Origin of the sequence: Bacillus sp. 2D03 (assembly GCF_003946765.1) — a bacterium.
GTDB lineage: Bacteria > Bacillota > Bacilli > Bacillales > Bacillaceae_G > Bacillus_A > Bacillus_A cereus.
The window spans coordinates 137,579-151,512 of record NZ_RPSJ01000011.1 but is presented as its reverse complement, the minus strand read 5'-3'; the positions used below and the strand labels follow the sequence as shown (position 1 = coordinate 151,512).

Here is a 13,934-nt window from a genome sequence, read left to right as displayed (position 1 = left end):
AAAAACCGCTATTAGCGGTTTTTCTTTTTCTTTATGTACAACCATACAACACATGTAACAACTGCTGAAATTAATAAAATCCATATTCCATAATGATGTAAACTATACTCAACGAAGCGCCACTTCTCGCCTAACTTCCAGCCAAGCCCAATAAAAACACTTATCCAAATGAACGCACCACCGTAAGCGTACAAACAAAAACGCCAAAGTGTCAAATTTGATACCCCAGCAAAATATGCCGTTAAATGACGTACTCCCGGTATAAAATAACCAATCATTAAAAGAAATGGCCCATATTTTTCAAATAAAATATGTGTTTTTTCAATGTGATGTTCTTTAATTCTAATTTTCGGCCCATATTTCTTTAAAACAGGGAGCCCAAGTTTTAAACCTAATATGTAGCTTAACGTGATCCCTAACATCGCACCAGCCATCCCACTTAAAAAAGCAGCAGTTCCTGACATAACTCCTTTTGAAACATTATAACCAACAAAGGTCAATAAAAACTCGTCTGGTATCGGTAATCCGACAATCCCACCAGCCAAAGCTATAACAATTCCAAAATAGCCATAATGCGCGATTAACTCGCCAATATGTTGTTCCATTCGGAAGACACATCCTATGCACGATCGTTATTCCACATTGTACCCTTTCTATCTTTAAGGCAAACATGGTATACATATTCACTATACATTGTTTTTATAATGAACTCTACTTCTATTCTTTCCTTTAACAGAGATAAAGTGAAACTTTAATCAGTGGGAGTTTTCTTCATCCTCTACCAATTATTAACCTAAGCCAATCTTGCTTCTACAGACATCCCGACTCCCACATGACTTACTTATATTCACCAATTTTGAGATTAGATTCTTACTGCCCGCAAATAACCCAATAAAAAATAAAAATTCATATGCGTGTTTTTTTGTTACAATAAAGGAAAGTTACTTTTCGCAACGGTTTAACTCTCAAGAAAAATGATATATCTAGCAAAAACATAGTTTGGTCTATATAATGCAACTTCTACCTATTAAAAGAACATACACCCTTTTACATACGACATCATTTTTCTAAATTATACAGGGGGGAACGAACATGACCATTGAAAATCAATTTATTCAAAAAGTTTACTATAAAACATTTTTAACAGAAGAAACTTCTACTCCTGCATCGGAAGTACTCGGTGAAGCATATATAAATGAATCTAAAAATGAATTCTCCAACATTTCTAATATTCGATTTGCTCAAGGTGAATTTTATTATCAAAATAAAGATTTTGAAGCAGCTATATTTAAATGGGAAAAAGTAAATAATGCTCTTGCACTTTGGGCGACAAAAAATATTGCAGATGCTTATTTTGAACTAGGATTCTTACCAAAGGCAGAAGAACTTTATCAATCTATTCAAACGGAAGATACAACTCTTACGATGGAGGTTTCCTTACAACTTCTTTCTCTTTATATCGAACAAGATCGTTTAGGACTCGCTTTTAAGACGATTAGTGAAGCTGTTGCATTCCAACCGGATTATCCAAATATTACTGCAATTGCACGTTCTTTCTATGAAAAACAAGAAGATTGGAACAACGCTATCGAACTAGCTGTTCAAGAAGGTATTCGAACACAATCTTTACACTGGTTTGATACGTTAATAAATTACATAAACAAAGGATTTACAAAAAATATTAAGCCTGAATATTTCTATGAGTCTTTAAAAGCTCTATATGCTGTTGATCAAGCTCAATTTAAAGAACTTGTTATTGCTCTTTGGAATAGCTATCAACATGAATCCTTATACCTTCCTTGGATTCAAAGTATCAATCATTTATTCTTGCATATTGAAACAGACAATAATGACGATTGGAATGAAATTTCTACTCGCTATCAAGAAACATACTTTGCATTAATTACCGGAAATCACTTTATGCATGAATTAAACGGACTTGTACCAAATTTATTAACAAATTGGTTCAGTTTAACGAAAGCAAAAGATTCTCTAGTTGTCTCTGCAGCAGTGTTAGCATGGAATGAAGTCTCACCTACAACTTTAGAATCATTACTCGTAAAAAGTGCTGGATCCTTACTTTCTAATACATCAGCTGAAGCAGATGTAAATATGGAAACAGTTTCTCATTTATTCGAAACAATCGCTGTATGGGCTGAGAAAAATGATGTAGATTTAAGTCATCAATTTACGCTACTAGTCCATGAACTATGTGATTTAAATATCACACCACTACTAATAGCTGGAACTAGTGACCATGATAAAACATCATTTGTTAATTCAATATTAGGAGAGAACATCTTAACTGAAACTTTAACAACTCCTATTCTATTTAAAGACGCTAGTCAAACTGAAATAACAGAATTTACCGAGTTAGATATACGAAATATCCCTAACCTTGATGAATTCCATCAAATAACGGCTACATCTGCTCAGTCAGAACTTGAGAAAAAATGTATAGAAATTAAGCTACCAAGTAGGTTTTTAAGAAAAAATAAGTTTACATTTCTTCTTACACCATCCATTCAAGAGCAATTGGATAAAAGCAATGCATACTTTGAATACTTACAAGCAGCAGATAGTCTTGTTTACGTATTAAATTCTTCTTCACCATTGCATAGTAAAGAAATTGATACATTAATTTATTTACGTGAACAAGTACCAAACTTACAAATTCACTTCGTATCACACACAAATAATACGACTACTAATGAAAAACTAATTAGTAAACTTAAAATACATTTTCCAGATGCACAATTCTTCCCATACTCTCCTTCGCAAGAGAGTAGCCAGCAACTTGGAGATGTAACAGAATCTATTCTCTCTAATCTTGCAAAGCGCGATATAGAAAAAGAACGTATAGAAAAGCTAATATGGTTTACGCAAAAGACAATTGCTTATCTCATAAATGAACGTGTGGAATTAGAAAATACATTAGTAAAATCCGTACGCTGGAATAAACACATCTCAGTGAAACTTACTGGATTTATTAATAACCTTACTGCTCTTGAAAAAGATAAAATTCGCTCTATTACCGAATCTTATCTTTTAACGAAAGAAGAAATTACACGAGATATACATTCTCAAATTCCTGAATTATTACAGAGTTGCTCTGATCTTGTTCAAGAAGATAGTGATTTCAAACTAGTTCATGAAGAATTAAATGCTGCAATGAATGAACGTGTTCAAAAGCATGTACAACAGGTACTTCTTCCTAAATTTACTGGGTCTATTCAAGAATGGATTGAAACCGCACATAATGAATTTATTCAAGCTCAAGCTTATTTAGATGAAATGAGTGAAACGTTTAATAAATTATATAAAGAAGAACGTATGAAACTTCCTTGCGATTTCAAATTATTAGATGACTGGAATCGAGATGTTGCACGAATGACAAATCGAATTACAGTAACGAACATCAATATTTTATTACGCTTTACACCGACACAGTTTTTCTTAAAAAGTGCCGGAAAATTATTTGGTAATATGCAAAAAAACCAATCTATGCTCGCCAACAAATATAAACAATATATTGAAACAGAAGACTATACAGAAATTGCTCACACAATTTCCAAACAATTCTTCCTTCAATTTGAAGTATTTGAAGGTGCATTAGAACGTGATATCATGATGTTCTTCAAAGATCCACTTAATATATTGAAACAAAATGTAGATGCAGCTCAACTTGAGATACAGGAAGACGAGCAAACATTAGCGACGCTAAGAAGTAATCCAGAAACATATCATGATCCTTTGGCGTTATTTAAGCTACAATTACTACAACATAAATTTGTTTTAAGTACTACAAAGAAACATGAAGATATCTTTGTATCAAACGAATCTCCTACTGTTTAACAAAAAAACCAAGCAAACTAAAATTTGCTTGGTTTTTTTTACTTTATTATTTTCATATGTTCAAACGGATAATAAATGCCTGCTAACTTTCCTAACACATCTTCTCTATCAATAAAACCTAAACCATTTCTACTATCTTTACTTATTAAGCGATTATCTCCCATAACAAAAATCTTATTTTTAGGAACTGTAATCGGTCCAAAGTCCTCTGTTAAATTCATAAGTTTTTTTTCTGCTTGTTTTTTATTACTATCCAAATACTCTTCATCTTTCACTTCAGAATTTACATATAATTGATCATTTCTCATCTCAATTATATCTCCAGGCAATCCAATCACTCTTTTGACATAAAAATTATCTGTTTTCACAACAATAATATCTTCTCTCCCATAGCTTTCAAATTGTTTTGCTAACTTATTAACAATCACCTTATCTCCATCTTGCAACGTTGGCCTCATAGATGCTCCTTTTACAGTCGTCGGAAAAAACACAAAAATTTTCGCCAAAAACACCAATAAACATGCAATTGCAATAGTTCCAAAGAATTCACACCAACGTTTTTTCTTTTGCATCATTTCACCAACTCATCATCTTTTTACTTTTATTATAAATAATACGACCGATGATTTTCTACAAAATTCTGAATTTTAAAATTATAATATTAGAAATTTTAAAATAAAAATACTGATCAAATTAACAAGCAAGAAAGATACTCTCAAAATAGTCTATCCACTATTTTTGAGAGTATCTTTTTATAATCCCACATATATAATACACATTTGAGCAGCTACATATGTAAACCAAATCCAAAGTGGCTCATACTTCAATTTACGCCCTCCGATATCTGTCACGCCAATAATGAAATCAGAAATTACAAACAGTAAGCCACCAAACGCTGGTATCCACCATATCCCTGTATTTTCATAATATAAGGCGAATGCAAAGCAAGCCATTCCTCCAACCCACAATCCGTAAATTAGAGCTCCTATCGTAAACAACTTATCCTGTTTATCATTTCGGATAAAGAAGAACCATCCTACAATTAGAAAGAGCCCATATACGAGTAAGCCAATCCAAAAACCATTCCATGAAATTCCTGTTTGCAAAAATGCTTTTACATAAAAGCAATGAGCAAGAGCGAAAGTAACCATCCCTCCAATTAATCGATGACCAATTGGAATCAGCCCAGCCATAAACAAATCTCCCACAGTCGATAAAGTCATACCAAGTGCAACCCACGTACTATACTCTACAGATGGATCTTGTAACCATATGCAAATTGCACTACCTGTTAAAGAAAAACTAAGAATAAGACGAATTGCTAAAGGTAACGGCATATTATCTTTCGTTCTTTTTGTCTGCCCCATTGCATAAATTGCACCAATAAAAAAAAGAAATATTTGCCCAATTAACACCACGTAAAGTAGATTCATAATATTTTCTCCTCAATAAATGCTTTTTGTATCTTTTTTCGTTACACTTAGTCTATTATCCTTTTTCTATGAAAAAAGAAGAACAGTACTGTTCTTCCATTGTAATCGCTTTTCTGCTCTCTATGCTACTTGTTTTTCTTGCTCCATTTTTTGCTTAGCTGGTGTCCTATTTACCACAATGATTCCCGCGGCTACACATGCTAAACCGAGTAGTACAAATGAATGAATTGCTTCACCTAAAATCATGCTCGATAATAACACACCAAATACGGGTATAAAGAACATGTACATAGATACTTTTCCAACCTTGTTGTACTTCATAATTGTATTCCAAATGCAAAAACCAGCTGCAGATAAGAAAGATAAATAAATTAGCATAAGTATTACATGTAGACTAAATGTAAATGGCATGACTCCAACTTGTAAAGCCCCTATACATAATAATCCTATAGAACCAAAAACCATTTGGTATGCTGTCATATAGCCAACATCTAATGTTTTACTACCTTCTTTTGCTAATATGTTTCCATATGAATACAGCATTGCTGCACTAAGAAGTAATAAGCTTCCGATCCCAAAATGAAATGATAAGCTACCATCACTCGGCACATTTACTAAAATGACGCCACAAAAACCAATCGATACCCCAATTATTTTTCTCATATTGAGAGCATCATCTTTATATAAAAAATGGGCGAGTAAAATTTGAAAGAATGATGATGTCCCTGAAATGATAGCTCCTTCAATTCCTGAACTATAACTCATTCCAATGTAAAAACAGATATATTGAAGAAACGTTTGGAATAAACCAATTTGTATTAACTGTTTCCCTGTTCCTTTTTTGAAGCTCATATCTTTTCCTAACACTTTAAAGAATAATAAGAGCATGACTCCAGATAAAAAGAAACGATAACCGGCAAATAATATTTGCTCTCCAACTTCTTGTGGTTGAATTCCAAGTTCAACATAACTTAACTTAATAAAAGGAAATGCGCTTCCCCATAAAAAAGTTGCTACTATTGCAGCAATAAATACGCCAATCGGATGGGTAAAAAATTTCTCTGTCTTCACTTGTTGTCTTCCTTTCCGACCTTTTTATGAACAATATTCATATATACCAGAGGAGTTGCGAAAACACAAGTTTTCCGTTTATACTTGAAACAAAACCATACCATCTCATAAAAACATATGATATAATATAGAATAATTATAACATAATAACTATTAAAAACAGATTCAACAGAAATGCTGCTATCCATTATGGATGGCAGCTTTCGTCGTTTTATAGGGGTTTCGATTTTGATTATTTTTCTCAATAAGAATTCGGAAGGAGCGGGTAGTAATGAACTCAGAAGTAAAAACGTTACAGGCAAAAGAAACAATTTCCCATCCCTCTTTATGGGACACATTAAAAAAACATTATGAACTTGTATTTGCAGTAGCATCTGGTATTTTTATTTTAGTTGGCTGGTTATTCACAAAGAACGATGCAATGAATGTAGGTATTACTTGCTATATCCTTGCTTATATAGTTGGTGGATATGCAAAAGCGAAAGAAGGCATTGAAGATACGATTGAAGAAAAAGAGCTAAATGTTGAAATGCTAATGCTCTTTGCAGCTATTGGTGCTGCAATTATTGGCTACTGGGCAGAAGGAGCTATCTTAATCTTTATCTTTGCGCTCAGCGGTGCTATGGAATCTTATACGCTAAGTAAAAGCCAAAAAGAAATTTCCGCTCTTCTTGACTTACAACCCGAAGAAGCATTACGTATTTCTAACGGAACTGAGGAACGTGTTCCTGTTGGAGGGTTACAAATTAACGACATTATTTTAATTAAACCAGGTGAACGTGTTCCTGCTGACGGTACGATTCATAACGGTGAAACAAATATCGATGAAGCAGCAATCACGGGAGAACCTATTCCAAATGAGAAAAGACATGGCGATGAAGTATTTGCAGGTACTGTAAATTTACGTGGTGCTATCGAAGTTAAAATTACGAAGCCAAGCGATCAAACATTATTCCAAAAGATTATCCGTCTCGTCCAAAGTGCACAAAGTGAAAAATCACCATCACAACTATTCATCGAAAAGTTTGAAGGAACATACGTAAAAGGTGTACTACTCGTTGTTGCGCTTATGATGTTCGTTCCTCATTTCTTACTTGACTGGAGCTGGAATGAAACGTTTTATCGCGCTATGATCTTACTTGTAGTCGCATCTCCTTGTGCACTCGTTGCTGCCATTACACCAGCAACGTTATCTGCAATTTCTAACGGAGCAAGAAATGGAATTCTCTTTAAAGGTGGCATACATTTAGAACGCCTCGCTTCAGTAAAAGCAATCGCCTTTGATAAAACAGGAACATTAACAGAAGGAAAACCTACCGTAACAGATGTATATGTTCGAGAAAATATGACAGAAAAAGAAGTACTTTCTATTACAGCATCCATTGAAAGTCACTCTACACATCCTTTGGCTGAATCTATTGTTAAATATGCACAACATGCGTACGACATTACATTAAAAAAACCTGAAAAGGTTGAAGATGTAACTGGTTTTGGGCTAAAAGGAATATTGGAAAACACTGCTTATAAAATAGGTAAAGCTGATTTTATCGGTGAAGAAACAAAAACATTTCATAATGGTATTTCTGCCTCACTTGAAAAGGAAGGTAAAACTGTCGTTTATATTAGTGATGAGGGAGGCATTCTTGGACTTATCGCTTTAAAAGATACGCTTCGCCAAGAAACAATAGCTGCTATTCGTGAATTACAAAGCATTGGTGTCGAAGCAATTATGATTACTGGAGATAATGAAGAAACGGCAAAAGCAATTGCCTCTGAAAGTAATATAAAGGAATATTACGCATCATGTTTACCAGAAACAAAAGTTGAAACGATTAAAAAGTTAAAAGAAAAATACGGTACAGTAGCAATGGTCGGAGACGGTATAAATGATGCACCTGCACTAGCTACTGCTAGCATTGGTGTCGCAATGGGAGAAGGAACAGATGTAGCTTTAGAAACTGCGGATGTTGTACTGATGAAGAACGAACTATCTCGTCTTTCCCAAGCAATTCGTTTATCAAAACGAATGAACCGTATTGTGAAGCAAAACGTAATCTTTTCGCTAGCCGTTATTGCCATGCTAATTTGTTCAAACTTCTTGCAATTTTTAGCTCTTCCATTCGGTGTTATTGGCCATGAAGGAAGTACGATTCTTGTCATTTTGAATGGCTTACGATTATTAAAAGGCAGCAAATAAAACGGGTCCCTCATAGAGGACCCGTTTTTTTTAATGATAGCTATTATGACCGTTCGCACTGCTACTCGTTTTATGCTTTGGATGCGAACTGCTCTTTTGTTTATTATTACTTTTATTGTTATGGTTCTTTTTATTATTACTCATGAAATATCCCCCCTGTTCCTTTTTATTATGGAACAAGAGCTCATTATTCATTACGGGAATTATTGTCACCGGTTCTATAATGGTGGAGTAAACCATTAATTTCACCGCCAAGTAAAATTACCCATCCAGTTAAGTAAAACCATAACATTAAAATAATGATACCACCGAGACCACCATATGTATTGGCGTAATTCGCAAACTTATCTACATAATAAGCAAATGAGTACGATACCACAATCCATCCTACAGTAGCAAATAACGCCCCTGAAATAACTTCTCTTCTTTTTAACTTTCGATCTGGGGCAAATGTATATAAGAAGCTAAACAAAGCAAATAGCACGAAGAAACTCGCTACTAATCGTGTAATGCTCCACACGAAAGAAAAACTATCTGATAAACCGAGTGCTTTAAACACCGCTGCTCCAATAACTTGTCCGAATACCGGAACAATTAACGCAAAGACAATCATAAAAATAATAGCTAATGTAAACACAATTGATAACGCTCTTGTTGTAATAAAAGAACGTGTTTCCTTCACGTCATAAGCGCGGTTAAAAGCATTCATAACCGCATTAACACCATTTGAGGCAAACCATAACATGGATAATAAACCAAATGATAATAAACCACCATTTTGCTGGTTTACAACTTTATCTACATTTACCTCAATTAAGTTCATTGCATCATCTGGTACATAAACCTCTAATAAACTAAGCACATCCTCTGTTTGAATGGGAATAAATCCAAGAAGCGTAATTAAGAAAACGAGCCCAGGAAAAATTGCAAGCAAGAAGAAATAAGCGAGCTGTGCTGCCAAGCCCGCTACATCATCGCGCATCGTCCGGTCATATAAATCTTTACCAAACGAATAAGTACGATTTCTTCTCACCTTTTCTAAAATTTTTCTCATATATGTTTAAACGCTTTTCTTCTCTTCTTTATCTTGCTTTAACTCAATGTACGCTTCAGTTTTTTTTTCCACTGCATTTGAGTCTTTCATAAATAATTCACGCGCTTCTTTCATACCACCATCTTCAGCAACTACTGGCTCTTCTTCTGCTTTCAGCTCATCTACCTTTGGAGATACAGCTTGAATTTCAATCGTTTCTGGCTTTTCTTCTGGCTCAACTTTTTTCTTACTAAAAATTTCTTTCGTTTCTTTTAACGTCTCTACAACAGATGGTGTTAATTTTTTAATTTCTGCTACTTTCGCTTTTACCACATTGAAATCAGCAAGTTCGCGTCCTTTATCTGTAACAGTTTGCACTTTTTCTTTGATCTTTGCATTTTCACCAATTTCAATCATCTTTGTTTTTGCTTTTTCTGCTGTATTTTTTACTTTTTCACGGTTTTCTTTCTTTAACATGGATACAGCTACACCTGCCGCTACACCAATCGCAATGTTTCGAGCAATATTATTTTTCTTTGCCATATTCCTTCACCCTTTCATTTCTTATGTTAGAAAGTATTTCTTTCTAAGCTTCCTCATATTCCTTGTTCATTTCGAATGAAAGCTAATAGCTTTGCACACCCTTCTGTTACAAGGTCATATACTTCTTGGAAATTCCCTGTATAGTAAGGGTCAGGAACGTCTGTCCAGCCACCGTCTGGAACAAAGTCGGACAGCCTACCAATATAGCCTCCAGTTTTACCTAAACTTTTTAAATCTGCTATATTCTTGTTGTCCATGGCAATAATATAATCAAACTTTGTTAAGTCTTCTTTTTCTACTTGCCTTGCTTTAATTCCTTCAAAAGTGACTGCATTTTCTTTTAAAATTTTTTGTGTTCCTTTATGTGGCGGATGGCCAACATGCCAATCTCCAGTTCCTGCAGAATCAATGACAATTTTCTCTTCAAGTCCCTCTTTTACGACAAGATTTCGAAAAATCGCTTCTGCCATCGGAGAACGGCAAATGTTCCCAAGACAAACAAACAATACTTGAACCATACTTTTGTTTCTTCCCTTCTTGGTGCATTTCTTAATATATACTTATAGTATAAACAACCAATTATTAAATATAAAGGAAATCCCTACTAATTTAATGGGATTGAAAAGATTCATTAACGAAAATGATAAAAAATGTTAAGATAGCCTTATGTTATTTTAAAGGGGGACACTTCGGTGGATTTATCCGTAAAGTCAGAAGAAAACGTTGAATATATGGTCGAAGCTATTAAAGAAAAATTACGTATGGTTAATGCTGGAGCGATGAGAGCTGCTAGTTTTAACGAAGAAATGTACGAAGATTTACGTGACATTTATGATCATGTTATGAAACGTGAAACATTCAGCATTAGTGAAATGCAAGCTATTACAGAAGAATTAGGTACATTAATTAAAAAGTAAAAAAGCCTCTCTTATATGAGGCTCTTTTTTATTTCCAACAAATTCATGACAACTCATCTCTTTCCCTCAACCAACTGTAAAATATTGTACAATAGAAGTAGAACCTCATCTTAGATTTTTTCTCCATACATACTACTCACAAATAATAGCAACACTACCATTGCTAACTGTTTTTACTGGAGGTGCTTACTTATGAGCAATTGGTACAGTAAGACGAAAGATCAAACATTAATTGACCTAGAAACAAACGAACAACACGGTTTAACAGATGAAATTGTAAGTGAACGTTTAAAGCAATACGGTTCTAATGAATTAGCTACAAAACAAAAACGCACTTTATGGCAGCGTATTTTCGCCCAAATTAATGACGTCCTCGTATATGTCCTTATTATTGCTGCCCTTATTTCTGCCTTTGTAGGTGAATGGGCGGATGCCAGTATTATCGCGCTTGTTGTAGTTTTAAATGCTGTTATCGGTGTTGTCCAAGAATCTAAAGCAGAACAAGCTTTAGAGGCACTAAAAAAGATGGCAACACCTAAAGCTATCGTCAAGAGACATGGTGAACTAAAAGAAATTCCATCTGAACACGTCGTTCCAGGGGATATCGTTATGCTCGATGCCGGACGATATATCCCCTGCGATTTACGCCTTATTGAAACCGCAAATTTAAAAGTTGAAGAATCTGCTCTAACTGGTGAATCTGTCCCTGTTGATAAAGATGCAATCTACCACCCTTCCATGCAAAGTGATGAACAAGTACCACTCGGCGATCAAAAAAACATGGCCTTTATGTCTACTCTTGTAACATACGGAAGAGGCGTCGGTGTTGCTGTTGAAACTGGAATGAACTCACAAATTGGTAAGATTGCTACCCTTTTACATGAAGCAGACGATGATATGACACCACTTCAAAAAAGCTTAGCACAAGTCGGAAAATATTTAGGCTTTGTCGCTGTAGCTATTTGTATCATTATGTTCCTCATCGGTTTTTTACAAGGCCGGGATACGTTAGAAATGTTTATGACTGCTATTAGTTTAGCCGTTGCAGCTATTCCAGAAGGCTTGCCAGCTATCGTTTCCATCGTTCTTGCAATTGGTGTGCAACGTATGATTAAACAAAACGTTATCATTCGCAAACTACCAGCTGTTGAAGCCCTCGGTTCTGTCACAATTATTTGTTCAGATAAAACAGGTACGTTAACGCAAAATAAAATGACCGTTACTCACTTTTATAGTGATAACACATACGATCGCTTAGAAAGTTTAAATGTAAATAATGATGCGCAACGTCTATTGTTAGAAAATATGGTGCTATGTAATGATGCGTCTTATAATAACGAATCACAAACGGGAGACCCGACTGAAATTGCACTTCTCGTTGCTGGAACCACTTTTAACATGCAAAAAGATTATTTAGAAAAAATACATGAACGTGTTAACGAAGTACCTTTCGATTCAGATCGTAAAATGATGTCAACCGTACATACATACGATGAAAGCTACTATAGCATGACGAAAGGCGCTATCGATAAGCTCTTACCTCGATGTACCCATATTTTTAAAAACGGCAAAATCGAGATTTTAACTGATTCTGATAAAAATCAAATATTAGAAGCTGCCGGAGCAATGTCTCAAGAAGCTTTAAGAGTACTTTCATTCGCATTTAAACAATACAATTCAAACGATATGGATATAAATCATCTTGAAGAAAATCTTATCTTTATTGGTCTTGTCGGTATGATTGATCCACCACGAACTGAAGTGAAAGATTCAATTAAAGAATGTAAAAAAGCCGGTATTCGCACAGTTATGATTACTGGTGACCATAAAGATACCGCCTTTGCAATTGCCAAAGAACTTGGCATTGCTGAAGAAATATCGGAAATTATGATTGGAACTGAATTAGATAACATTTCTGATACAGAACTAGCTAGCAAAATTAATCATTTAAATGTATTCGCTAGAGTCTCTCCAGAGCATAAAGTGAAAATTGTAAAGGCATTACGCGCGAAAGGAAATATCGTTTCTATGACTGGTGATGGTGTCAATGATGCACCATCTTTAAAGCAAGCTGATGTTGGCGTAGCGATGGGCATTACAGGAACAGACGTTGCAAAAGGGGCAGCAGATGTCGTGTTAACAGATGATAATTTCTCATCTATTGTGAAAGCCGTTGAAGAAGGTAGAAATATTTATCGTAACATAAAAAAATCAATTCTCTTCCTACTCTCTTGTAACTTCGGAGAAATTATCGCTTTATTTTTAGCGATTTTACTCGGCTGGGCAACACCACTACGACCTATTCATATTTTGTGGGTGAATTTAATTACAGATACACTGCCTGCATTATCACTTGGGGTTGATCCTGAAGATCCAGATGTGATGAAGGAAAAACCACGACATGCGAAAGAAAGCTTATTTAGTGGCAGCGTTCCTTTCCTGATTTTCAATGGAGTTATCATTGGACTTTTAACGCTAATAGCTTTTATCGCCGGAGCAAAATTCTATACTGGAGATACAAATTTATTCCCTCTTTTCCCAGAGCGAATTGATGACGATGCTCTATTACACGCTCAAACGATGGCATTTGTCGTTCTTAGTTTTTCTCAGCTCGTTCATTCATTTAACTTGCGTTCAAGAACGAAATCAATTTTTTCAATTGGGATCTTTACAAATAAATATTTAGTCTTCTCCCTTCTTATCGGTGTTCTTATGCAAGTTTGTATCATCTCCATCCCGCCCCTTGCAAGTATATTCGGTGTACATGCATTAACGATGCGAGATTGGGGATTTGTTCTCTTATTAAGTATCATTCCACTTGTTGTGAATGAGATTGTTAAATTAGTGAAGAGAAACTAAAAGGCAATGAGGACTCTTCCTCATTG

Annotated in this window: 11 protein-coding genes; 4 read left to right on the top strand and 7 right to left on the bottom strand. The window is 34.8% G+C overall.

All coding sequences use genetic code 11. The features are described from left to right. Positions 1 to 11: 11 nt before the first annotated feature. Positions 12 to 605: a DedA family protein gene (locus tag EBQ15_RS22910; protein WP_000434874.1), complete on the bottom strand. Its 594-nt coding sequence runs from the start codon at positions 603 to 605 to the stop codon at positions 12 to 14. Between the two features lie 487 nt (positions 606 to 1,092). Here EBQ15_RS22910 and EBQ15_RS22905 point away from each other — a divergent pair, with 487 nt between their 5' ends. Continuing rightward, positions 1,093 to 3,855: a tetratricopeptide repeat protein gene (locus EBQ15_RS22905; protein ID WP_000151420.1), complete on the top strand. Its 2,763-nt coding sequence runs from the start codon at positions 1,093 to 1,095 to the stop codon at positions 3,853 to 3,855. 38 nt (positions 3,856 to 3,893) lie between these two features. Here EBQ15_RS22905 and lepB read toward each other — a convergent pair whose 3' ends face one another. The 3 genes from lepB to EBQ15_RS22890 all read right to left on the bottom strand — a co-directional run bounded on the left by lepB (position 3,894) and on the right by EBQ15_RS22890 (position 6,359). Next, on the bottom strand, positions 3,894 to 4,430 hold the full coding sequence (gene lepB / locus EBQ15_RS22900) for a signal peptidase I (protein WP_000983301.1): 537 nt from the start codon (positions 4,428 to 4,430) through the stop codon (positions 3,894 to 3,896). A gap of 177 nt (positions 4,431 to 4,607) precedes the next feature. Further along, complete coding sequence (locus tag EBQ15_RS22895; protein ID WP_001051070.1) at positions 4,608 to 5,288, bottom strand: lysoplasmalogenase; 681 nt, start codon at positions 5,286 to 5,288, stop codon at positions 4,608 to 4,610. Positions 5,289 to 5,408: 120 nt separating this feature from the next. Beyond that, a complete protein-coding gene (locus tag EBQ15_RS22890) occupies positions 5,409 to 6,359 on the bottom strand; it encodes a DMT family transporter (protein WP_000845706.1) in 951 nt (316 codons plus the stop codon). 271 nt (positions 6,360 to 6,630) lie between these two features. On the opposite strand from EBQ15_RS22890, the gene EBQ15_RS22885 reads away from it, so the two are divergent. Continuing rightward, a complete protein-coding gene (locus EBQ15_RS22885; RefSeq protein ID WP_001083770.1) occupies positions 6,631 to 8,556 on the top strand; it encodes a heavy metal translocating P-type ATPase in 1,926 nt (641 codons plus the stop codon). A gap of 187 nt (positions 8,557 to 8,743) precedes the next feature. Here the strand turns inward: EBQ15_RS22885 and EBQ15_RS22880 are convergent, their stop codons facing one another. Genes EBQ15_RS22880 through EBQ15_RS22870 form a run of 3 tightly spaced genes read right to left on the bottom strand, consistent with a single transcriptional unit; the run spans position 8,744 to position 10,650 of the window. Further along, positions 8,744 to 9,610 (bottom strand): YihY/virulence factor BrkB family protein, encoded by an 867-nt coding sequence (locus EBQ15_RS22880; RefSeq protein WP_001226536.1) that lies wholly within the window; start codon positions 9,608 to 9,610, stop codon positions 8,744 to 8,746. A 6-nt stretch (positions 9,611 to 9,616) separates the two neighbouring features. Further along, on the bottom strand, positions 9,617 to 10,132 hold the full coding sequence (locus EBQ15_RS22875; RefSeq protein WP_001085388.1) for a DUF4075 domain-containing protein: 516 nt from the start codon (positions 10,130 to 10,132) through the stop codon (positions 9,617 to 9,619). Positions 10,133 to 10,185: 53 nt separating this feature from the next. Then, positions 10,186 to 10,650, bottom strand: coding sequence for a low molecular weight protein-tyrosine-phosphatase (locus tag EBQ15_RS22870; RefSeq protein WP_000250916.1), 465 nt, complete (start codon positions 10,648 to 10,650; stop codon positions 10,186 to 10,188). Between the two features lie 174 nt (positions 10,651 to 10,824). On the opposite strand from EBQ15_RS22870, the gene EBQ15_RS22865 reads away from it, so the two are divergent. Further along, positions 10,825 to 11,049, top strand: a complete 225-nt coding sequence (locus EBQ15_RS22865; protein WP_000366196.1) for a DUF1128 domain-containing protein — start codon at positions 10,825 to 10,827, stop codon at positions 11,047 to 11,049. A 192-nt stretch (positions 11,050 to 11,241) separates the two neighbouring features. Then, positions 11,242 to 13,908, top strand: a complete 2,667-nt coding sequence (locus tag EBQ15_RS22860) for a cation-translocating P-type ATPase (protein WP_000073689.1) — start codon at positions 11,242 to 11,244, stop codon at positions 13,906 to 13,908. The last annotated feature ends 26 nt before the right edge of the window (positions 13,909 to 13,934 follow it).

What these genes read in the sequence shown, in the direction of transcription:
- EBQ15_RS22910 (WP_000434874.1), bottom strand. Translation starts at nt 605, where the DNA reads ATGGAACAACATATTGGCGAGTTAATCGCGCATTATGGCTATTTTGGA.
- EBQ15_RS22905 (WP_000151420.1), top strand. Translation starts at nt 1,093, where the DNA reads ATGACCATTGAAAATCAATTTATTCAAAAAGTTTACTATAAAACATTT.
- lepB (WP_000983301.1), bottom strand. Translation starts at nt 4,430, where the DNA reads ATGATGCAAAAGAAAAAACGTTGGTGTGAATTCTTTGGAACTATTGCA.
- EBQ15_RS22895 (WP_001051070.1), bottom strand. Translation starts at nt 5,288, where the DNA reads ATGAATCTACTTTACGTGGTGTTAATTGGGCAAATATTTCTTTTTTTT.
- EBQ15_RS22885 (WP_001083770.1), top strand. Translation starts at nt 6,631, where the DNA reads ATGAACTCAGAAGTAAAAACGTTACAGGCAAAAGAAACAATTTCCCAT.
- EBQ15_RS22880 (WP_001226536.1), bottom strand. Translation starts at nt 9,610, where the DNA reads ATGAGAAAAATTTTAGAAAAGGTGAGAAGAAATCGTACTTATTCGTTT.
- EBQ15_RS22875 (WP_001085388.1), bottom strand. Translation starts at nt 10,132, where the DNA reads ATGGCAAAGAAAAATAATATTGCTCGAAACATTGCGATTGGTGTAGCG.
- EBQ15_RS22870 (WP_000250916.1), bottom strand. Translation starts at nt 10,650, where the DNA reads ATGGTTCAAGTATTGTTTGTTTGTCTTGGGAACATTTGCCGTTCTCCG.
- EBQ15_RS22860 (WP_000073689.1), top strand. Translation starts at nt 11,242, where the DNA reads ATGAGCAATTGGTACAGTAAGACGAAAGATCAAACATTAATTGACCTA.